The 19883-nt window shown below is 72.5% G+C and carries 19 protein-coding genes; 11 read left to right on the top strand and 8 right to left on the bottom strand.

What is annotated here, in order from left to right:
• Nucleotides 1-89 precede the first annotated feature (89 nt).
• Both J0P97_RS06150 and J0P97_RS06145 read right to left on the bottom strand, forming a co-directional pair.
• Nucleotides 90-1790: an ABC-F family ATP-binding cassette domain-containing protein gene (locus tag J0P97_RS06150; protein WP_215486934.1), complete on the bottom strand. Its 1701-nt coding sequence runs from the start codon at nucleotides 1788-1790 to the stop codon at nucleotides 90-92.
• A 349-nt stretch (nucleotides 1791-2139) separates the two neighbouring features.
• Entirely contained in the window at nucleotides 2140-2820 is a 681-nt protein-coding gene (locus tag J0P97_RS06145) for an alpha/beta hydrolase (protein ID WP_215486884.1), read from the bottom strand.
• 114 nt (nucleotides 2821-2934) lie between these two features.
• Here J0P97_RS06145 and J0P97_RS06140 point away from each other — a divergent pair, with 114 nt between their 5' ends.
• The 3 genes from J0P97_RS06140 (at nucleotide 2935) to J0P97_RS06130 (ending at nucleotide 6419) form a co-directional block, all read left to right on the top strand.
• Nucleotides 2935-3603, top strand: a complete 669-nt coding sequence (locus J0P97_RS06140) for an NUDIX hydrolase family protein (RefSeq protein WP_215486883.1) — start codon at nucleotides 2935-2937, stop codon at nucleotides 3601-3603.
• Entirely contained in the window at nucleotides 3603-4415 is an 813-nt protein-coding gene (locus J0P97_RS06135) for an AlbA family DNA-binding domain-containing protein (protein WP_215486882.1), read from the top strand. Before J0P97_RS06140 ends, J0P97_RS06135 begins: the two co-directional genes overlap by 1 nt.
• A gap of 63 nt (nucleotides 4416-4478) precedes the next feature.
• A complete protein-coding gene (locus tag J0P97_RS06130; RefSeq protein WP_215486881.1) occupies nucleotides 4479-6419 on the top strand; it encodes a M3 family metallopeptidase in 1941 nt (646 codons plus the stop codon).
• Between the two features lie 42 nt (nucleotides 6420-6461).
• On the opposite strand, the gene J0P97_RS06125 is transcribed toward J0P97_RS06130, so the two are convergent.
• A complete protein-coding gene (locus tag J0P97_RS06125; RefSeq protein WP_215486880.1) occupies nucleotides 6462-7523 on the bottom strand; it encodes a threonine aldolase family protein in 1062 nt (353 codons plus the stop codon).
• 40 nt (nucleotides 7524-7563) lie between these two features.
• Between J0P97_RS06125 and J0P97_RS06120 the strand changes: the two genes are divergently transcribed.
• Together J0P97_RS06120 and J0P97_RS06115 are read left to right on the top strand one after the other, a co-directional pair.
• On the top strand, nucleotides 7564-8367 hold the full coding sequence (locus J0P97_RS06120; protein ID WP_215486879.1) for a TspO-related membrane protein: 804 nt from the start codon (nucleotides 7564-7566) through the stop codon (nucleotides 8365-8367).
• 73 nt (nucleotides 8368-8440) lie between these two features.
• Nucleotides 8441-9886 (top strand): MFS transporter, encoded by a 1446-nt coding sequence (locus J0P97_RS06115; protein WP_281423636.1) that lies wholly within the window; start codon nucleotides 8441-8443, stop codon nucleotides 9884-9886.
• 27 nt (nucleotides 9887-9913) lie between these two features.
• On the opposite strand, the gene J0P97_RS06110 is transcribed toward J0P97_RS06115, so the two are convergent.
• Together J0P97_RS06110 and J0P97_RS06105 are read right to left on the bottom strand one after the other, a co-directional pair.
• The gene (locus tag J0P97_RS06110; protein ID WP_215486878.1) at nucleotides 9914-10621 is read right to left on the bottom strand and encodes an SDR family NAD(P)-dependent oxidoreductase; all 708 of its coding nucleotides are present in this window, start codon (nucleotides 10619-10621) and stop codon (nucleotides 9914-9916) included.
• On the bottom strand, nucleotides 10614-12059 hold the full coding sequence (locus J0P97_RS06105) for a DUF6421 family protein (protein WP_215486877.1): 1446 nt from the start codon (nucleotides 12057-12059) through the stop codon (nucleotides 10614-10616). The genes J0P97_RS06110 and J0P97_RS06105 overlap by 8 nt, the downstream gene beginning before the upstream one ends.
• A 73-nt stretch (nucleotides 12060-12132) precedes the next feature.
• Here J0P97_RS06105 and J0P97_RS06100 point away from each other — a divergent pair, with 73 nt between their 5' ends.
• The 5 genes from J0P97_RS06100 to J0P97_RS06080 all read left to right on the top strand — a co-directional run bounded on the left by J0P97_RS06100 (nucleotide 12133) and on the right by J0P97_RS06080 (nucleotide 17094).
• Nucleotides 12133-12585 carry an Lrp/AsnC family transcriptional regulator gene (locus J0P97_RS06100; protein ID WP_246539847.1) on the top strand — a complete coding sequence of 151 codons (453 nt, stop codon included), beginning with the start codon at nucleotides 12133-12135 and terminating at the stop codon, nucleotides 12583-12585.
• 50 nt (nucleotides 12586-12635) lie between these two features.
• Nucleotides 12636-13886 carry a sensor histidine kinase gene (locus J0P97_RS06095; RefSeq protein WP_215486876.1) on the top strand — a complete coding sequence of 417 codons (1251 nt, stop codon included), beginning with the start codon at nucleotides 12636-12638 and terminating at the stop codon, nucleotides 13884-13886.
• Nucleotides 13883-14542 (top strand): response regulator, encoded by a 660-nt coding sequence (locus J0P97_RS06090; RefSeq protein ID WP_215486875.1) that lies wholly within the window; start codon nucleotides 13883-13885, stop codon nucleotides 14540-14542. The genes J0P97_RS06095 and J0P97_RS06090 overlap by 4 nt, the downstream gene beginning before the upstream one ends.
• A 279-nt stretch (nucleotides 14543-14821) precedes the next feature.
• Entirely contained in the window at nucleotides 14822-15583 is a 762-nt protein-coding gene (locus tag J0P97_RS06085) for an ABC transporter ATP-binding protein (protein ID WP_215486874.1), read from the top strand.
• A gap of 65 nt (nucleotides 15584-15648) precedes the next feature.
• The gene (locus J0P97_RS06080) at nucleotides 15649-17094 is read left to right on the top strand and encodes an ABC transporter permease (protein WP_246539899.1); all 1446 of its coding nucleotides are present in this window, start codon (nucleotides 15649-15651) and stop codon (nucleotides 17092-17094) included.
• A 12-nt stretch (nucleotides 17095-17106) separates the two neighbouring features.
• Here J0P97_RS06080 and J0P97_RS06075 read toward each other — a convergent pair whose 3' ends face one another.
• Nucleotides 17107-17682 (bottom strand): hypothetical protein, encoded by a 576-nt coding sequence (locus J0P97_RS06075; RefSeq protein ID WP_246539846.1) that lies wholly within the window; start codon nucleotides 17680-17682, stop codon nucleotides 17107-17109.
• 340 nt (nucleotides 17683-18022) lie between these two features.
• On the opposite strand from J0P97_RS06075, the gene J0P97_RS06070 reads away from it, so the two are divergent.
• Nucleotides 18023-18673, top strand: a complete 651-nt coding sequence (locus tag J0P97_RS06070; RefSeq protein ID WP_215486873.1) for a 2-phosphosulfolactate phosphatase — start codon at nucleotides 18023-18025, stop codon at nucleotides 18671-18673.
• Here the strand turns inward: J0P97_RS06070 and J0P97_RS06065 are convergent.
• Both J0P97_RS06065 and J0P97_RS06060 read right to left on the bottom strand, forming a co-directional pair.
• Nucleotides 18661-19188: a SprT-like domain-containing protein gene (locus J0P97_RS06065; RefSeq protein WP_215486872.1), complete on the bottom strand. Its 528-nt coding sequence runs from the start codon at nucleotides 19186-19188 to the stop codon at nucleotides 18661-18663. The two genes, J0P97_RS06070 and J0P97_RS06065, sit on opposite strands and share 13 nt — an antisense overlap.
• A gap of 58 nt (nucleotides 19189-19246) precedes the next feature.
• A complete protein-coding gene (locus J0P97_RS06060; RefSeq protein WP_215486871.1) occupies nucleotides 19247-19774 on the bottom strand; it encodes a hypothetical protein in 528 nt (175 codons plus the stop codon).
• Between the last annotated feature and the right edge of the window lie 109 nt (nucleotides 19775-19883).

Raw genomic sequence — 19883 nt, 5'->3', positions numbered from 1 at the left:
ACATCGCGCAGAGGGGACATTGCGCAGACCCGACATCGCGCAGACCCGACATTGCGCAGAGGGGCCTCGGCGCGGATGTCCGCCCAGGGCTACCCCCGCTCGGGCGGGTGGCTCGCGGCGGCAGCGGTCCGCAGGCCTCCCTCCGTGAGCGCGCCGTCCCGCAGCTCGAGCACGAGGTCGGGCTCCAGCCGGGCGAGGAACCCGTCGTCGTGGCTGACGACGATCACTCCGCCGCGGTAGGCGGAGAGCGCGTCGACGAGCTGATCGACGGTGTCGAGGTCGAGGTTGTTCGTCGGCTCGTCGAGCACCAGCAGCTGCGGCGGGGGGTCCGCCATCAGCACGCAGGCGAGCGCCAGTCGGAACCGTTCGCCGCCCGAGAGAGCCCGGACGGGCCGCAGGACCGTGTCCCCGCGCAGCAGGAACCGGGCGAGTCTGCCGCGCAGCTCGACATCGCCGACACCGGGCGCCGCCCGGCGCAGGTTCTCGAGGGGCGAGCCCGCGTCGTCCAGTCCATCGACCCGCTGCGACAGGTACCCGATCCGGTCGGTCTGCGCGGTGACGTCGACAGAACGCCACCGGTTCGCGACCGAGGGGGGCGGAAACGCCGGATCCGCCCCGCCGGGGGTCGGAGCGGAGGAGTCCTGCCGTCCGTCGTCGACCAACCGGCGGACGAGGGTCGTCTTGCCGGCCCCGTTCGGCCCGACCAGCGCCACCCGTTCGGGCCCCTGGAGCACCCATGACCGTCCGCCGCCCGTGAACGTCGCGAGCCGCCGGCCCGAGCCGACGCCCGGGTCGGGCAGGTCGATCCGCACGCTGTCGTCGTCGCGGACCCGGCGCTCGGCGGCGTCGAGGGCCGCGCGGGCCTGCGCCTCCTTTCCGGATGCCTCGATCCGCAGTCGTCCGGCGGACTCCTGCGCCGAGCGCTTGCGGGCACCCGCCACGATCCCGGGCACACGCTTCTCGATCTGGGCTCGGCGCCCCATCGCCGCGCGCGACGCGAGCACCTGCTCCTGATGGATGCGGTCGCGCTTCTCGCGTCGCACGACCTGGCGCGCTGCGCTCTCGGCCTGCCGGGCCGCGGCCTGCTCGGCATCCCGTGCTTCCCGCCACGGAGTGTACGGTCCGCCGAACGTGGACAGGGTGTTCCCGTAGAGCTCGGCGGTGTCGTCCATGAGGTCGAGCAGCGCCGGGTCGTGGCTCACCACGACGAGCGCCCCGCGCCAGCGACGGACGAGGTCGTACACCCGCGCCCGCGCATCGCGGTCGAGGTTGTTGGTCGGCTCGTCGAGGAGCGCGACCGCCGCGCCGCGCAGGCGCACGCCCACGAGCGCCGCGAGCACCGCCTCGCCGCCGGAGAGCTGCCCGATCCGGCGATCGAGCACGCTCGGAGGCAACCCCGCCTCGGACAGGGCCGCCGCGGTGCGCGCCTCGACGTCCCAGTCATCGCCCACCGCGTCGAAGTGATCGGGGGACACGTCGCCCGCGGAGATCGCGCGTACGGCGTCGAGCGTCGCCGCGACGCCGAGGACCTCGGCGACCCGCCGGTCGGTCGCGAGAGTGAGCCGCTGCGGCAGGAGGTCGACGTCGCCGATGGCGGAGACGGTGCCGGATGCCGGGGTCAGCGCGCCCGCGATCAGCGCGAGCAGCGTCGATTTGCCCGAGCCGTTGCGGCCGACGAGGCCGGTCCGCCCGTCGCCGAACGCTCCCGACACATCGTGGAGCGCCGGGGTGCCGTCGGGCCAGGAGAAGGTGACGCGGTCGAGGACGACCGCGGGGGAAGGGGAGAAAATGGTGTGCAAGGGGTCCTCCGAATCGCGGATGCGCGGACGCGGCGGACGCTGAGCCCCGGAGGCGCGCGGCCCGGGAGCACAGGGGCTCGGGCGCACGGAGGACGGCAGAAGGTCGACGGTCGGCGCGGATGGATGCGCGGACGCGTCGGTGTTCCGATCGGGACGAGCGGAGGATCGACGATCAGCGCGGGGTCACAGCGCGGCGTCGATACGCTTCAACGGCTCGTCCTCACACTCGGCAACGGGAACGCCGACACTCTACCGGACTGTCGCACCCGGTGCCAGGGCCGCCGACGACCGGGGCCGCCGCCCCGGCGCGGCCGGTGCCGGGCCGCCGGGGTTCGACGCCTCAGCCGGACAGGTCGCCGAGCCGCTTCTCCAGGAACGCGCGGACGTCGGCGAGCTCCTCCTCCGAGACGCTGTGGGTGAGACCCGGATACACGCGGCCGCTGAGATCCACATGGCGGGGCAGCCACTCGGTCGTGTGGGCGATGCGGCCGGGCGGGATGACCTCGTCGCGCGCTCCTCGACCCCAGAACACCGGCGGTCGAAGCTCCGCGAGAGCGGCATCGGTGGGGAGCTCTCCCGGTACGACGAAGCCGGCGAGGTTCACGACGAACGAGAAGCGCTCCGGCGCGAGCCGCAGCGCCTGCAGTGCGACGGCGCCGCCCTGCGAGAAGCCGAGGAGGCCGACGGCGGTCGCCGGGTCGGTGGTGCGACCGAGCCACGCGCGCAGGCTCTCGGCTGCCGCGGTCACCGCCGCCGAGGCGTCTGCCGCGGCCGTGCTCGCCGCGTCCGCGACGCCCTCGATCGGGAACCAGGACCACCCCGGCGCGGGGAACGGGGGGCTGAGCGGCGCGCGGACGGCCGCGACGACGAACTCCGGCGGGAGGAAGGGCACGAGCCTGAACAGGTCGCCCTCGTGCGACCCGTAGCCGTGCAGGAGGATGAGAAGCGGCCTGCCCGCGCGCTCCTCCGGCGGGCACGACCAGAGGGCGGCCGCGTCGTCGAGGGCGGGGATCTCGCTCATACCGACATCCTGGCATCCGCGTCCGACATCCCGCCGAGCACGCCGTCCCGGCGCCGCGCCCGAGCGATCGGGCGGCGGACGGGCATCCGGCGGCGGACGGGGTATACATGAGGCATGGCCGTGCGCACCCCCGACCCCGACCCGAACGAGCGCGACGACGACGGGACCCCTCGTGATCCGCTCGGCAGCGGCGGCCGCGCGGGTGGCGGGCGCGGACCGTCGGGCGGCGACGGCATGTTCGGGTCCTCCACGCCCGGAGGCTCCCCGAATCCGGGTTGGCTCACCGACATCGAGCTCGCCGAGGCGCGTCGCCGGCTGCCCATCCTCTACGTCGAGGCGATCCCCGTCCGCACCGACGGGATGGGGCAGGTCACGCAGATCGGGGTGCTGCTGCGGGCGACGCCGATCGGCGAGATCACCCGATCGATCGTCTCGGGTCGGGTCCGCTACGGCGAGACGATCCGCGATGCGCTCTTCCGCCACCTCGAGAACGACCTCGGCCCGATGGCCTTCCCGCTCCTCCCGCCGCAGCCGGTGCCCTTCACTGTCGCGGAGTACTTCCCGATCCCCGGCGTGAGCGCGTTCCACGACGACCGGCAGCACGCCGTGTCCCTGGCGTTCGTCGTGCCCGTCACAGGCACCTGCGAGCCGCGTCAGGATGCGCTGGAGGTCACCTGGATGAGCCCCGAGGAGGCGGCATCCGACTCCCTCGCCGCCGAGATGGAGGGCGGCCGCTCGATCCTCCTGCGGCAGGCGCTCGCGTCGGTGGGCGCCCTGCGCTGATGCCCCGCAGCTCCACTCTCGTCGAGTTCGCGGTCGCTCTCCCGCTCGCGCTGCTCGCGGCGTTCGCGATCGCGTGGCTGCTGCGCCGGCTGTTCGGCGCGCGACTGTCGCTGCCGCTGTCGATCATGACGAACGTGTCGGTGGTGGGACTCAGCGTCGGGCTGTTCATCGCGGGCTGGTTCACGTTCGGGCTGCGCCTGTGGATGCCGACGACGGCGCTGATCGCGGTGGGCACGAGCCTCGGGCTGTCCTTCCTCGTGGCGGCCGCCTACGCCGTCCTGCGCCACGAGCCGGCCATCGACGTGCCGGCGCTGCTGGGCGCGGGCGAGAGCGATCGGGTGGAGTTCAAGGAGACGGCCCGGTGGAACGTGCGGGAGGAGAAGAAGGACCCGCGGATGGAGCTGACCGTCGCCAAGACCGTCGCGGCCTTCCTCAACAGCGCGGGCGGCACGCTCGTGATCGGTGTCGACGACGCCGGTGCGCCGCGGGGCCTCGCCCGCGATTACTCGACCCTCCGCACGCCCGACGCCGACCGCTTCGAACTATGGCTGCGCGACATGCTGACCGCCGCGCTGGGGAAGAACGCCGCCGCGCTGCCGCGCATCCGCTTCGCCGAGATCGACGGGCGCGAGGTGTGCGCGGTGCGCTGCCCGCGCTCGAGCGAGCCCGTCTTCCTCACCCAGGGCGCGTCGAAGGACCTGTGGGTGCGCGTCGGCAACTCGACGCGCGCGTTCGGCGTCGACGAGGCCGTCACCTACGTCGCGCGGCACTTCCGCCCGACGTTCGCCGACCTGATGCTCGGCCGCCGCTGAGCAGACCGCCCCCGCGCCGATGGCGGCCCGGCGCGTGTCGCCCGTCCGGCCTAGGCTCGGATCATGACCTTCCCCGAGCCTCTCGCGTTCCCGACCGACCCCGAAGGCTGGCGCGCGTTCGTGACCGAGCGTCCGAGCGCAGCGGTCGCCCTCGTCGCCGACATCGACGCCCGGCTCATCGCCGCAGCAGAACCCGGCGCGCGGATGGATGCCACCGCCATCCTCGAGCTCTGGAACGACGCCGACCTGGCGCTCCGTCGCGCCACGAGTGAGGTGTACCTCCTCAGCGAGTCGCATCCGGATGCGGGTGTCCGCGCCGCCGCGGAGGAGCAGGTGCAGCGGCTCGAGGCCCTCGATGCGGAGCGGCTCCAGGACCGTGCACTGTTCTCGGCGCTGCAGGCAGCCGACGCCGACGCGGCATCCGCCGGCCTCGACGAGGACGAGCGCCGCCTTCTCACGCAGGCGCTGCGCGACTTCCGCCGCGGTGGCGTCGACCTCCCCGACGCCGAGCGCGAGCGGGTGCGTGCCCTTTCCGATCGCGACACCGAGCTGAGCTTGGAGTTCTCGCGCAACGTCCGCGACGGGCGGCGCGAGATCCGGGTGGCGCCCGAGGCGCTCGCCGGGCTGCCGCAGGATTTCATCGACGAGCACCCGGCCGGCGAGGATGGCCGGGTCGTGCTGACGACCGACTACCCCGACCTCATGCCCGTGCGTGAATACGCCAGCGATCGGGAGACTCGTACGGCGCTCGTCGCGGCGTACAACGATCTGGCGTGGCCCGCGAACGACGCCATCCTCGCCGAGCTCCTGGACGTCCGCGCGGAGCGTGCGGCGCTCCTCGGCTACGGCGACTGGGCCGACTACGAGACCGAGACCCGGATGATCGGGTCGGGTGGGGCGATCGCCGACTTCCTCGCGCGCCTGGATGAGGCCTCCGCGGGCGCCGCGGAGGCGGAGTACCCGCTCCTGCTCGAGCGCCTCCGTCGGGATGATCCCGACGCGACCGAGGTCACGATCGCCGACTTCTTCTACCTCCTGAGCGCCCTCCGCAAGGAGCGCCACGACGTCGACGCGCAGCTCGTGCGCTCCTACTTCACCTTCGACCGCGTGCTCCCGGGCCTCCTCGCGACGACGGGCCGACTCCTCGACGTGTCCTACGTGCCCGTCGATGTCCCCACATGGCATTCCGACGTTCACTCCTACGACGTGATCCGAGGTGGCGAGCGGCTCGGGCGCATCCACCTCGACCTGCACCCGCGCGAGGGCAAGTACACCCACGCCGCCTGCTTCGGCCTGGCTCCCGGGGTGACCGGGAGGGTTCTGCCGGAGTCGGTGCTCCTGTGCAACTTCGCCCGCGGATTCATGACCCACGATGAGGTCGTCACCTTCTTCCACGAGTTCGGCCACCTCGTCCACGCCATCCTGGGTGGGAACCAGCGCTTCGCACGGTTCACGGGAGTCGCGACCGAGTGGGACTTCGTCGAGGCGCCGAGCCAGCTCCTGGAGGAGTGGGCGTGGGATGCCGGGGTCCTCGCGACCTTCACCGCCGACGCGGAGGGTTCGCCGATCCCCGCCGATCTCGTCGCGAAGATGGCGGTCGCCGACGGGTTCGGGCGCGCCCTCGAGGTGCGACGCCAGCTCGGCCACGCGAACGTGTCCTACCACCTGCACGTCGACCGCCCGGCGGACCTGCAGGCCGCGACGGAGCACTGGTACGACGTGACGAGCCCCGTGAAGCCCCTGCGCGGGCTGCACAGCTACGCGGGGTTCGGGCACCTCACCGGCTACGGGTCCTGCTACTACACGTACCAGTGGAGCCTCGTGATCGCGCGCGACCTGCTGTCGGCCTTCGCGGGGGACCTGATGGACCCGGCCGTCGCGGAGCGCTACCGTCGCGACATCCTCGAGCCCGGGGGAAGCCGCGACGCGGCCGATCTCGTCACGTCGTTCCTCGGCCGGCCCTACCGCTTCGACGCCTATCGAGAATGGCTCGCGGGGGCGTGAGGCCGCGCCCGCGCCTGAAGATCGCGTCGCGGCGGCCCGCATTCAGGTGAGGCGGGAGAGCTCCGCGACGAAGGCATCCACGTCCGACTCCTCGGTGTCGAACGAGCACATCCAGCGCACCTCGTTCTTCGCCGCGTCCCAGTCGTAGAAGCGGAACGCCTCCCGAAGCCGGTCGGCGACCCCGTCGGGCAGGGTCGCGAACACGCCGTTGGACTGGGTCGGCTGGCTGAAGGTCACCCCCGTGATCGAACCGTCGGAGAGCCCGGCCTCGACGCCCGCCCGCAGCCGCGCGGCCATCGCGTTGGCATGGCGGGCGTTGCGCAGGTAGAGGTCGCCCTCGAGGAGGGCGACCAGCTGCGCCGAGATGAACCGCATCTTCGACGCCAGCTGCATGTTGAGCTTGCGCAGGAACAGCAGTCCGTCGGATGCCGCGGGATCGAGCACGACGACCGCCTCGCCGCCCAGCGCGCCGTTCTTCGTGCCGCCGAAGCTGAGGACGTCGACGCCCACGTCGCGTGTGAAGGCGCGCAGCGGCAGGTCGAGGGCCGCGGCGGCGTTCGCGATGCGGGCCCCGTCCAGGTGCAAGCGCATGCCGCGTGCGTGCGCATGGTCGGCGAGGGCGCGGATCTCCTCCGGCGTGTAGAGGGTGCCGAGCTCGGTGGACTGCGTGATCGACACGACGAGGGGCTGCGCACGGTGCTCGTCGCCCCAGCCCCACGCCTCGCGGTCGACGAGCTCCGGGGTGAGCTTGCCGTCGGTCGTCGGCACGTTGAGGATCTTGATCCCCGCGACCCGTTCGGGTGCGCCGCCCTCGTCCACGTTGATGTGGGCCGTGGATGCCGCGATCACCGCGCCCCAGCGGGGGAGCATCGACTGCAGCCCGGTCACGTTCGCGCCCGTCCCGTTGAACACCGGGAAGGCGCTCACGCCCTCGCCGAAGTGGCTCGCGAACACCTCCTGGAGGCGCGCGGTGTACGCATCCTCCCCGTAGGCGATCTGGTGGCCGTCGTTCGCGGCGGCGATCGCCGCGAGCACCTCCGGGTGCACCCCGGAGTAGTTGTCGCTGGCGAAGCCTCGGATAGCACGATCATGGAGCGTTGTCACCGCTCCAGCCTAGATTCTCCCGCGTGCCTAGGCTGTCGTCATGGCTTCGCCTCGATCCCGCGACCTCTCCCGGCAGATCGTCGTCATCAGTGCGTTCTGCTTCATGATCGTCGGGGACATGGTCGGGATCGGCGCCTTCGGCGGCACTCCGATCCAGGACGCCGTCGGTGGAGCGTTCGACCCGGATGCCTCGTACCTGACTCCCACGACGACGGCCTTCAGCATCTGGAGCCTGATCTACCTGGGCCTTCTCGGCTACACCGTCTGGCAGGCCCTTCCGAGCCAGCGCGCGAGCGAGCGGCAGCGTGTCGTCGGCTGGTGGATCGCGCTCACCATGGTGCTCAATGGCGCGTGGCTGGTCACGGTGCAGTTCGCGGGCGTGTGGGCGACGGTCGTGGTGCTCGCGCTCCTGCTCGCGGCGCTGTGTGCGGCCTACGTGAAGATCGTCCGGACGCGGGAGCCGCACGACGGGATCCTCCCGGCCCTGCTCTACGACGGCGCGACCGGGCTGCACCTCGGCTGGGCGACGCTGGCGACGGTCGCGAACCTCGGGGCGGCGCTCACCGCGACCGGGCCCGAATCGTGGGCCAGCGCGGCGGCGCTCGCCGGAACCCTCGTGGTCGTCGCGGTCGTCGTGATCGCCCTCGCCCTCACGGCGTGGTCGCGGTGGAGCATCGCGCCCGCCCTCGCGATCGGATGGGGCCTCGGATGGCTGTCGGTCGCGCGCCTGGGCGGCGACCTGCCCAGCACCCCGATCGGCATCGCCGCGCTGGTGGGCGCGATCCTCGTGATCCTCGTTCCGGCGGGCATGCGCGTGCTGCGGCAGTTCCGGCCCGTCGACTGAGCGCCCCCGCGGGCGCTCGCCCTCCCCGGGTCCGTCCCTTCCGCGTGTCCGAGGCGCCCGCTAGCCTCGCGGCATGACCTCGGAGGAGACCGCTGCGGCACCGTCCGCCGCACCGCACGGCGGCATGCGCACGTTCTTCGGCGTGCTCGTGAACACCGCCGTCGCCAACGTGACGACGAGCTTCCTCTGGTTCGCCCTCACCTTCTGGGTGTACCTCGAGACGCGGTCGGTGCTCGCGACGGGGATCATCGGTGGGGCGTACATGCTGCTCCTCGCCCTCTTCGGCATGGTGTTCGGCACCTTCGTCGACCGCCATCGCAAACATCGGGTCATGGTGGTGTCCGCGGTCTTCACCCTCGTCGCGTTCGCCATCGCGGGCGTGATCTTCCTGCTCCTCCCCGAGCGCGCGATCCTCGACCTGGGCGGGCCGTGGTTCTGGCTGTTCTCGGGGATCCTCCTGGCGGGTGCCGTCGTGGAGAACCTGCGCAACATCGCCCTCTCCACCACCGTGACTCTCCTCGTGCCCACGGAGCGCCATGCGAACGCCAATGGTCTGGTGGGCACGGTTCAGGGCCTGGCGTTCCTCGTCACGAGCGTCTTCTCCGGGCTTGCGATCGGGCTCGTCGGGATGGGGTGGACCCTCGTGATCGCCCTGGTCCTCACCGCGGTCGCGCTCGTCCACCTGCTGACCCTCCGGATCCCCGAGGAGGAACCGGAGCGCACCCCCGGCACGAAGGCGATCGACATCGCGGGCGCGGCGGTCGCCATCCGAGCCGTCCCCGGCCTGTTCGCGCTGATCCTCTTCTCGACGTTCAACAACCTGATCGGCGGCGTCTACCTCGCGCTCATGGACCCGTACGGCCTGACGCTGTTCGACGTGAAGATGTGGGGCGTCGTGCTGGGCGTGACCTCGACGGGGTTCATCATCGGCGGCGCCATCGTCGCGAAGCGCGGCCTCGGCCGCAACCCCATCCGCACGATGCTCCTCGCGGTGATCGTCATGGGCCTCCTCGGCGCTCTGTTCACCATCCGCGACTGGTGGTGGCTGTACGTGCTGGGCATCTGGCTCTACATGTCGCTCGTGCCGATCATCGAGTCCGCCGAGCAGACGGTCATCCAGAAGGTGGTGCCGTTCCAGACGCAGGGGCGCGTCTTCGGCGCGGCGGCGACCTTCGAGGCGGGCGCGGCGCCCATCACCGCGTTCCTCATCGCTCCGATCGCGCAGTTCTGGGTGATCCCGTACATGGACTCGGACGCGGGGCGGTCGAGCTGGTCGTGGCTGCTCGGCGACGGCCAAGCCCGCGGCATCGCGCTGGTGTTCCTCGTCGCGGGTCTCGTGATGGTGGTCATCGGCGTGCTCGCCTTCACGACCCGGTCCTATCGGGTGCTCTCGCGGGGGTACGAGGTGGATGCGGCGGGCCCCGCCGACGAGGCGGCCGCCGCGGACACGGGTGCCGACGGCGCGGTCACGCCGCCGCAGGCGCTGCAGGCGCGGGGCGGAGACGCCGGCCTCTCCTGAGTCGCGCCCGGCGCGCTCTCAGCGCTCTCACAGAGCTTCGAGAGGGATCACCGCGTCGTTGACGGCGGAGGCCTCTGCATCCCACAGTCCCGTGAAGCGATCCGCGAGGACGCCTTCCGATCCGGCAAGGGTCCGCACGCGGAAGACGGCGGATGCCGCGCGCAGCGTCCGGCCTGCATCGCGGGCGTCTTTCGCGAAGCCCTGCGCCATCGCCCGCGCCCAGGCCTCCTCGGCCGCCTTGACGGCGGCGTAGTTGGCGCCGCCCGCGAGCGGCCGCTCGACCGCCGTGGAGGAGACGATCGCGCACCGCGCGGCGTCCGAGGCGATCAGGTCGGGCCAGAACTCGCGGGTGACGTGGCGGAGCGCGGTGAGGCCCCCCGCGAGCGCGCGGAAGTCCTCGTCGCTCTGGCCCGGCAGTCCGCCGCCGCCGCGCCAACCGCCGACGAGGTGCAGGATGCCGTCGATGCGCACCCCGTCGTGGCGGAGCGCGCCCACGAGCGACTGCACCTCATCGGCATCCTGCAGATCGCACACGACCGTGCGGACGTGACCGCTGTCGGCGAGGGCCGTCGCGAGCGCGTCGAGCTTCGTGTGGTCGCGGCCCACCGCGATCACCCGCGCTCCCGCGTCCGCGAGCGCCCGGGCGGCGGCGAGCCCGCTCGCGCTCGTCGCGCCCGCGATCACGACGGTGCGACCCTGCGCTCCGGCCGAGGCGGCTGCCGCCTGCTCAGTCATCGCGTCCGGTGATCCCGGCCGTCGCGGAGATGACGTCCCGCATCTTCTTCTCGAGCGCCTCGAAGAACATCGACAGGGGGAACTCGTCGTCCAGGACGGCGTCGGTGTACCCCTTCGGGGCGCCGGCGAGAACCTCCCGCGGCAGACCGCGCGCCCATTGCGACGCGGGGTGCGGGGTGACGACCGAGCGGACGAGCTCGTACGCGGCGAGCCAGTGCGCCACCTTCGGCCGGTCGATCGACTCCCAGTACAGGCGATCGATGGCATCCGACAGCTCGATGACGGCGGCCGGGACCGCATCCCAGTCGAACGCGAGCTGCGTGTCGGTCCAGTGGAGCACGCCGCGCTGGTGCAGCCACGCGAACAGCAGCTGCCCGCCGAGCCCGTCGTAGTTGCGCACCCGCGAGCCGGTGATGGCGAAGCGGAAGATCCGGTCGAACAGCACCGCGTACTGCACGAGCCGCGCGTGCTCACCGATCGCGTCGTCTCGCGAACCGAGCTCGACACAGGCCCGGTAGGCGGTGAGATCGCAGCGCAGCTCCTCGAGCGAGTACAGGAAGAACGGCATCCGCTGCTTGATCATGAACGGATCGAACGGCAGATCGCCGCGCATGTGCGAGCGGTCGTGGATGAGGTCCCACATCACGAAGGTGTCCTCGGTGAGGCGCTGGTGGGACAGCATCCGTGCGGCGCCCGCCGGCAGGTCGAGCTTCGTGATCTCGGATGCTGCGGCCACGACCCGGCGGAAGCGCGCGGCCTCGCGATCCTGGAAGATCGCGCCCCACGTGAAGGTCGGAACCTCGCGCATCGCGACCGTCTCGGGGAACAGCACGGCCGAGTTCGTGTCGTATCCGGGGGTGAAATCAAGCAGGCGAAGGCTCACGAACAGACGGTTCGTGTACGTCTGCTCGAGCTCGGCGATGAACTCCGGCCAGATCACCTCGCACAGGAGCGCCTCCACGAGCCGGCTGCGCGAGCCGTTCTGCGTGTACATCGGGAAGACGACGAGGTGGGGGAGCCCATCGATGCGGTGCTCCTGCGGTTGGAAGGCGACGAGCGAGTCGAGGAAGTCGGGGACGGCGAAGCCGCTCTCGACCCAGCGATCGAAATCGACGACGGATGCCTCCAGATACGCGCGATCGTGCGGGAACAGCGGCGCGAGGGCGGCGATCGACGTCGTGATGGACGCGACGAGTTCGCGTGCGGCCGCGTGGTCGCCGGCGTCGGGGATCGATCCGTCCGCGGCCTGCAGGGGCTGCAGCGCGGTCGCGGCATCCTTCAGGAGGAGCCATGCCGGCTGCGCACGGAGCTCGCGACCGTCTTCGACAATCGGCGTCGTCGGTCGGTTGTCTTCGACAATCGGCGCTGTCGGTCGGTTGTCTTCGACAACCTCGGGCTCTCCGATGACGGACTTCGACGGCGTGGTGAGAAGGGACATGGTGGGCACCTCCGATCGGCGCAGACAGGAATATTTCCGGCGCAGAAGCGCCGACTCCGGTATTATTCCATGCATGGATGACGCTGTCGACCTTCGAATCCTGGGCGAGGTCTCCCGTGACGGGCGGGCGACGCTCTCCGACCTCTCCGCGGCGACCGGCCTCTCGGTGTCCGCGGTGCAGGCGCGCCTTCGGCGGCTCGAGTCCCGCGGTGTCATCACGGGATACCGCGCGACCCTCGACCCCGAGGCGGCCGGCCGGCCCCTCTCGGCCTTCGTCGAGATCACGCCGCTGGACCCCGCCCAGCCGGACATCGCACCCGAGCTCCTCGAGCACCTCGACGCGATCGAGGCGTGCCACTCGATCGCGGGCGACGCCGCGTACATGCTGTTCGTCCGCGTCGCCTCGCCGCGCGCGCTGGAAGACCTCATCCGCGACATCCGCATGGCCGCGAACGTCCGCACGCGCACGACCGTCGTCCTGCAGACCTTCTACGAGCACCGTCCCGTCGTCCCGACGGCTCGCTGATACATCTCAGGGAGGATGTCGCTGCGCAGGCGCTCGCGTAGCGTCGAAGCGTGTTCCGCCCGCTCACGCGCCTCCAGCTGACCCTCGACATCCTCGCGGCGACGCTCTTCGCGCTGTTCGCCCTCGCGGCGACGCTCATCCCGTGGCGCGGATCTTCGATCGGCTCCGGCGTCGTGAACATGCACATCGCGCTGCTCATCGCGCTGGTGCTCCTGCTCGCCTTCTCGGGAGCCCTGGCCCTGCGCCGTCTCTCTCCGGGGCTCGCCCTCGCGATCTGCTGGGTCGCCGCGATCGTGCAGATGTCCGCCGGGCTTCCGCCGCTGCCCGCGAATCTCGCGATCTTCGGCGTGCTGTACACGACCGCCGCCTACGGCACGCGGCGGCTGTTCTGGATCGGGTTCGCCTCGTCGCTCGCGGGCGCTGCGGCGATCGCGGTGTACCTCATCATCCCCGGCGCCATGGAGATCATCGGCTCGGGCGATGTGGGGCAGCTGCGCACGTACGTCTTCGCCGCCGTGATGACCTTCATCGCCTCGGCCCTGGCGCTCCTGCTGGCCTGGACGATCGGCGCTCTCGTACGCTCCGGCCTACGCGCGCGGGAGAATCGGCAGGCCCAGCAGGCCGCCGAATCCGAGGCCGCGGCGGAGGCGGAGCGCACGCGCATCGCGAGGGACATGCACGACGTCGTCGCACACTCGCTCGCGGTCGTCATCGCGCAGGCCGACGGCGCGCGGTACGCCGCCGCGGCTGATCCCGAGGCGGCATCCCGCGCCCTCGGCACGATCTCGGCGACCGCGCGGGCGGCGCTCGCCGACGTGCGCATGCTCCTCACGCAGCTCCGGCACACCCAGGCCGAGGGGCCTCAGCCCACGCTCGCCGACCTCGAGCAGCTCTACGCGCAGGTCCGGGCCGCCGGCGTCGACCTCGCGGTGGATGTGGATCCCGCGCCGCGGGGCGACATCCCGGCCGCCACCCAGCTCGCGGTGTACCGCATCCTGCAGGAGGCGCTCACGAACGCGCTGCGCCACGGAGCCCGCGGCGGCCAGGACGCCGGAGCCCCGGCGGGGACAGCGGCAGGGCGCGTCGACGTCCGGCTCGCGTGGCACGATGATCGCGTGGAGATGATCGTCGCCAATGCGCTGCGCCGGCCGATCCCCGAGGTCGCCGGCGCGAGCCGCGGACACGGCCTCATCGGCATGCGCGAGCGCGCCCAGCTGGTCGGCGGCACCCTCGACGCGGGCGCCGACCCCTCCGGCTGCTTCATCGTCAGCGCGACTCTTCCCCGGGCGGATGCCACATGAGCGCGCCCATCCGCGTCGTGCTCGTCGACGACCAGGCGCTGTTCCGTGCCGGCATCCGCATGGTCATCGATTCGCAGCCCGACCTCGAGGTCGTCGGCGAGGCGGGCGACGGGGAGGAGGGCGTGCGGGTCGTCCGTGCCGCCCGCCCCGACGTCGTCCTCATGGACATCCGGATGCCGGTGCGGGACGGCCTCGCCGCCACGTCAGAGCTTCTCGCCGACACCTCGTTCGGCGACCACCCGCCGCGAGTCGTGATGCTCACGACGTTCGACCTCGACGAGGCGGCGGCGCGCGCGATCCAGCAGGGGGCGAGTGGATTCCTCCTGAAGGACGCCGACCCCGAGTTCCTCCTGGCGGCGATCCGCACCGTGCACGCCGGCTCCGCCGTCATCGCGGCATCCGCCACCCGCGACCTGTTCGCGCACGTCATGGGGCCGGCGACGGCGCCCGTACCGCCGGCGTACGGCGAGCTCACCGAGCGAGAACGGGAGATCTTCGCGCTCGCCGCCCGCGGCCTGTCGAACGCGGAGATCGCGCAGCGCGAATACCTCTCCGAGGCGACGGTGAAGACCCACATCAGCCGCATCCTCGCCAAGCTGGCGCTCCGCGACCGCGTCCAGCTCGTGGTCTTCGCCTTCGAGCACGGCCTCGCCTGACCGCCCCCAGAGCCAGCGCCAGCGCCAGCGCCTGGGCGGGTCCGGCTCGGGCCACGCTGCCGTGACCGGCCGTTCGCGCTCCGAAAGCAGGCTCGATCGACCTCGCGGGGCCCCGGCGCCACCGAACGGCCGATCCAGCCTGCTTTCGGCGCACGCGGCCCGGCACGGCCCGCCCCGGCACGGCACGCGCGGCACGCGCGGCGGATCATCCTCGCGATGTACGCCGGCGCGACCTGCGGCCGAGGCGCCGGCGGGGGCGCCCTCCGTAGCGTCGAGAGCATGGAGATCACGACGACGCAGCTGGGCCTCGCCGCCCGCGTGCAGAACCTCACGAAGACCTACGGGGCGGGCGAGTCGGGCGTGCGCGCCCTCGACGACGTCAGCGTCGGCATCCGTCGCGGCGAGTTCACCGCGATCATGGGACCATCCGGATCGGGCAAGTCCACCCTCATGCACATCATGGCCGGGCTCGACGCCCCCTCCTCGGGGCGCGCGTGGATCGGCGACACCGAGATCACGGGGCTCGGCGACCTGGAGCTGACGCTCCTGCGTCGCCGCCGGGTCGGCTTCGTCTTCCAGGCGTTCAACCTCGTGCCCACCCTGGATGCGATGGGGAACATCCTGCTGCCCTTCGACCTCGACGGGCGCCGACCGAGCGCGCTCGAGCGTGCCCGCATCGACGGGCTCGTCGAGACCCTGGGGCTCGGCGCCCGCCTGCGCCACCGGCCGCACCAGCTCTCCGGCGGTCAGCAGCAGCGGGTGGCGATCGCCCGCGCGCTCGCCACGGGGCCCGACCTCGTCTTCGCCGACGAGCCGACAGGCAACCTCGACTCCCGGTCGAGCCGGGAGGTTCTCACGCTCCTCGCCGCCGCGAGCCGCGAGCACGGGCAGTCGATCGCGATGGTCACCCACGACCCGGTGGCGGCCGCCCACGCCGATCGGGTCGTCTTCCTCGGTGACGGCCACATCGTCGCCGACAAGACACGTCAGAGCGCCGCGCAGGTCTCCGCGTTCATGCTCGCGGCGGAGGTGGCGGCATGACCGCGGCATCCTCCGTCGACGTCCGCGACGCACGGCCGGTGCCCTCGGCATCCGCGGGCGACGGGATGCCGCACGGCAAGGCCCGTCGCGCGTCGGGGAGCTCCCGCCTCGCCGCGGCGCTGCGCGAACGGGGGATGGGGGCGACGGTGCTCGTCGCCGCGATCTCGACGGCCTTCGGCGTGCTCCTGCTGAGCGCGACCGGCTACATCGGCGCGTGGGCGAACAGCGAGGAGGCGCTCGCCGGCGACACGCTGACGCTCGTCGTCGGCATCCTGAGCGTCCTCCTCGTGGGCGTCGCCGTGTACGTCGCGGCGATCGTGACGGCGAACACCTTCGCGACGATCGTCGCGGGGCGGACACGGCAGATCGCGCTTCTGCGCCTCATCGGCGCCTCTGCCCGCTCGCAACGGGGGGCTGTCGCCGCACAGGGCGCCGCCGTCGGCACGATCGGCGCCGTCACCGGACTCGTCGCCGGAACCGCCGCCGCGGCGATCCTTCTGCGATGGGCGGATGCCGCGCTGGGCATCTCGACCGGGTACGGCGTGGTCCAGCCGATCCTGCTCGTCCCCGCCGTGGTGGTCGCACTGACGACGTGGGCGGGCGCGTGGAGCGGATCGCGTCGCGTGCTGGAGGTGACTCCCCTCGAGGCGATCGGCGGATCCGCCCCGCGCTCGCACGGCGAGGTCGCCCGGAGCCGGGGGCGCAACGTCACCGCGCTCGTCATGACCATCACGGGTGCCCTGCTCCTCGCGGCCGGGGTCGCGATCGGTCTCGTCACCCCGCTCGGCATCGCGGTCGCGTTCTTCGGCGGCATCCTCTCGTTCACCGGCCTCAGCCTCGGGGCGGTGGTCATCATGCCGCCCCTCCTGCGGCTCACTGGTCGGGCGTTCGGTCGCTCCGCGCCCGCGCGGCTCGCGGCCGAGAACGCGCTGCGCTACCCCGAGCGCTCCAGCCGCATGGCCATCGGCGTCGTCATGGGCGTCACGCTCGTGGTGATGTTCGCAGTCGCGAACGAGTCGCTGAAGGCGGTGTTCACGGCATCCTCCGGCGGCGAGCCGCCCGCCGAGTTCGGGCGGATCATGGACACCTTCGCCGCCATCATGATGGGCCTTGTCGCCGTATCCGCCGTCATCGCCGCCGTCGGGCTCGTCAACCTCCTGACGATCGGTGTCGTGCAGCGCCGGCGCGAGCTCGGCCTCCTGCGTGCGCTCGGGCTCACGTCCGGTCAGGTGCGCCGCGTCGTCCTGCTCGAGGCGGTGCACGTGACGATCACCGCCCTCGCCTTCGGCCTGCTGCTCGGCATCGCCTACGGGTGGATCGCCGCGCAGTCGCTCCTCGGGTCGGTGGCGGCGCCGCCCTCGTTTACGTCCCCGACGCTCGTCGCGCCCGCGATCCCGTGGGTGCCCGTGCTCGTCGTGATCGCCGCGATCGCCATGCTCACGCTCGTCGCGGCCGTCGTCCCCACGCGGCTCGCGACGCGGGTCAGCGCCGTCGAGGCGCTCGCCGAATAGCGCGCGGAGCGCTCAGGATGCCGCGGGTCCCGCCTCGGCCACAGCCTCCGATCCCGGCTCCAACCCTGACGCGAGTCCGGGGTCGGAGGCGGGCGTGGTCTCCGGGTCGTGGGCCCAGGTCGGTGCCAGGGTCCGCAGGCGCGCCGCGCGCCACTGCCAGATCGTCCACAGCACGGGCCAGAGCACGGGTGCCGCGGCACCCCCGATGACCAGGCGCTCGCGCCAGAGCGTGCGGCCGGGGTCGCCCGGCGCGGGCGAGACGGCCATCTGGTGGTCCCACACGTCGAGGCTCGCGAGGGGGCCGGTGAGCGGGATGCCGCTGTCGCGGAGGATCCGCACATCGCCCCGTGCCTCGGGGATGACCCGCTCGCTCACGTGGATCAGCTGATCGCCGAGCGCGGCTCCCCCCACCCGCATCCGCACCGGGACGTCGTCGCCCGGCGCGAGTCGGATCGGCATGCCGCCCGCTCCCATCGGCTCGAGGTCCACCAGCGGCCCGTAGAGATCGGCGATCACCCGCGGGGAGTGGAGGGCGCGCCACGCGGCATCCGCGTCGCAGTCGAGCACGATCTTCACGAGGATCCGCATGCGCCCAGTCTCGCACTGCGGGTGCGACCGCGTCGGCGCACGCCCGGGCCCGCCGCGCCTGAGCAGGTTCCGGCCGCCCGCGTCCCGCGCCCCGAATCCCGCGTCCCGAATCCCGCGTTCCGCGTTCCGCGTCCCGAATCCCGCGTCCCGCGTCCCGAAAGCAGGGCGCACCGGCGGGCGCACGCCGTGTCGGCGACGAAAGGTACGGTCCAGCCTGCTTTCGGAACGGGGCGACGTCGCAACGGGGCGACGGCGCAACGCGGCGACGGCGCGACGCGGCGACGGCGCGATGGGGCATGCGGGCGCGGGCGCGCCTGCATCCCGCCCGTAGCCTGGAGGGATGAGCTCACCGTTCGACCAGTCCCGCTACCAGGTGCGCCTCGCATGGGGGGCGTCGGGCCTCGACATGCTCGCGCCCGCCGATGTCGTGATCGTCGTCGACGTCCTCCGGTTCAGCACCACGGTCGCGGCGCGCCTGGACGCGGGGGAGGACGTGCCGCTGGATGCCGCGGCGCACGCCGCGTCGCTCAACGGGGCGGCCGTCGCAGCCCATGCCGCGCAGCTCGCGCATCGGCCCGTCGTCCTGCTCGGCGGCCTCCGCAACGCGAGCGCCGCGGCGCGCGCCGCCCTGGCGGAGCAGACCCGCCGGGGGGCGCGGACGAGCATCGCCGTCATCCCCGCGGGAGAGCTCGCCGGGCGCCGGCCGGGCGCACCCCTGCGCTTCGCCGTGGAGGATCTCCTCGGAGCGGGCGCCGTCGTCGACGCTCTCGGCGCGCTCGGGATCGATCACACCGCTCCCGACGCGGCCGCCGCCGCCGAGGCGTTCCGCGGTCTGCGGGGCGCGACGCGGCATCTCCTCACCGCGAGCGGCTCCGGGCAGGAGCTCGTCGAGCGCGGCGGGCGGGATGAGGTGCTCGCCGCCGCAGAAGTGGATGCCTCGGCATCCGTGCCCGTCCTGCGCGGCGACGTCTTCCGCCCCTACGCGGACTGATCGGTCCTTCGCTCCACCGTCGACTGATCGCGCGGCGTCATCGCTGCGAGCCGGGTGGCGGGCGTGATCTCGCGGCGGGTCCAGGTGAAGAGGAAGCGGGCGTCGAAGGTCGGAGAGCAGACGGCGCACGAGGTCGCCCGCGTCGCCCGGCGGTGGCGGTAGGCGACGTGGCCCACCGGGCACACCCCCACCCACGGTGCGAGCTCGGTCGCCGTCTCGCCGTAGTGGGTCGTGCCGCCGGTGTAGCCGAGGCCGCGCGCCGTGCGCTTCCACACGGGTCCGTGCCCCGCGCGCGCCCCCGCGAGGGCGTGCGCGACCTCGTGCAGGAGCGTCTGACGGTTGGTCTCGTCGTCGTAGCGGGCAGCGAGGTAGCGCGACACGGTGATGCGTCCCCGGGTGTAGTCGCACGCGCCGGCGCGCCGCTTCGCGTTGTCGAAGGCGAACGTCCACGACGCGTCGAGGTGCGTGTGCAGCAGCGCTTCAGCCATGCGCCGCACCTCGATCAGATCGGACATGCGGGAAGTATAGAACGGATGTACGACACGGGATCGATCGGACGCGCGGGCGGCTGCGTCAGCTGGCGACCTGCGAGCCCGAGCGGCGCCTCTCGGCGGCGTCGATCGCCGTGAGGGTCGATTCGAGCTGCTCCTCGGGCGCGCCAGCCTCCTGGCGGAGGAACAGGGCGCGCTTGAAGTCGGCGCGTGCATTCACGAAGTCGTTCATGTCGTAGAACACCTTGCCGCGGTGCTGGTAGGCGAACGCAGCGAGCGCCGACCAGCCCTGGCCTTCGGCCTCCTCGCCGCACGTCGTGAGCTCCTGGATCGCCGCGGCGTACGCGGCGCGCGCCTGAAGGACGGTCGCGTGCAGCACGCGGGAGCGCAGCAGGTCCTTCCGGGGTCCGCCCATCCGGGCGACGCGCACCGACTGCTCGGAGACGACGAGCGCCTCGTCGAGGTCTCCCGTGACCTTCAGCAGCCACACGCGTTCGAGGAGGGCGGCCAGCGACCGCTGGTCGCCGAGCTCGTCGAGCCGGTCGCGGCACTGGGCCTCGTCCACGATCTCCCGCAGGGTCTGCGGATCGTATCCCTGGATGTAGCTCACCGGCATCCCCCTTCGTGCGCGGACGGTGCGGTGACCAGTGTCTCCCGATCGCGCGGGCTCGCGCCGACCTCGCCCGGCGTGCCGCCCGACCCGTCTCCGACGGCTCTGC

Origin of the sequence: Microbacterium flavum, assembly GCF_018717645.1 — a bacterium.
Lineage (GTDB): Bacteria > Actinomycetota > Actinomycetes > Actinomycetales > Microbacteriaceae > Microbacterium > Microbacterium flavum.
Note: the sequence above shows the minus strand (reverse complement) of the source record. Positions and strands in the feature narration are given on the sequence as shown.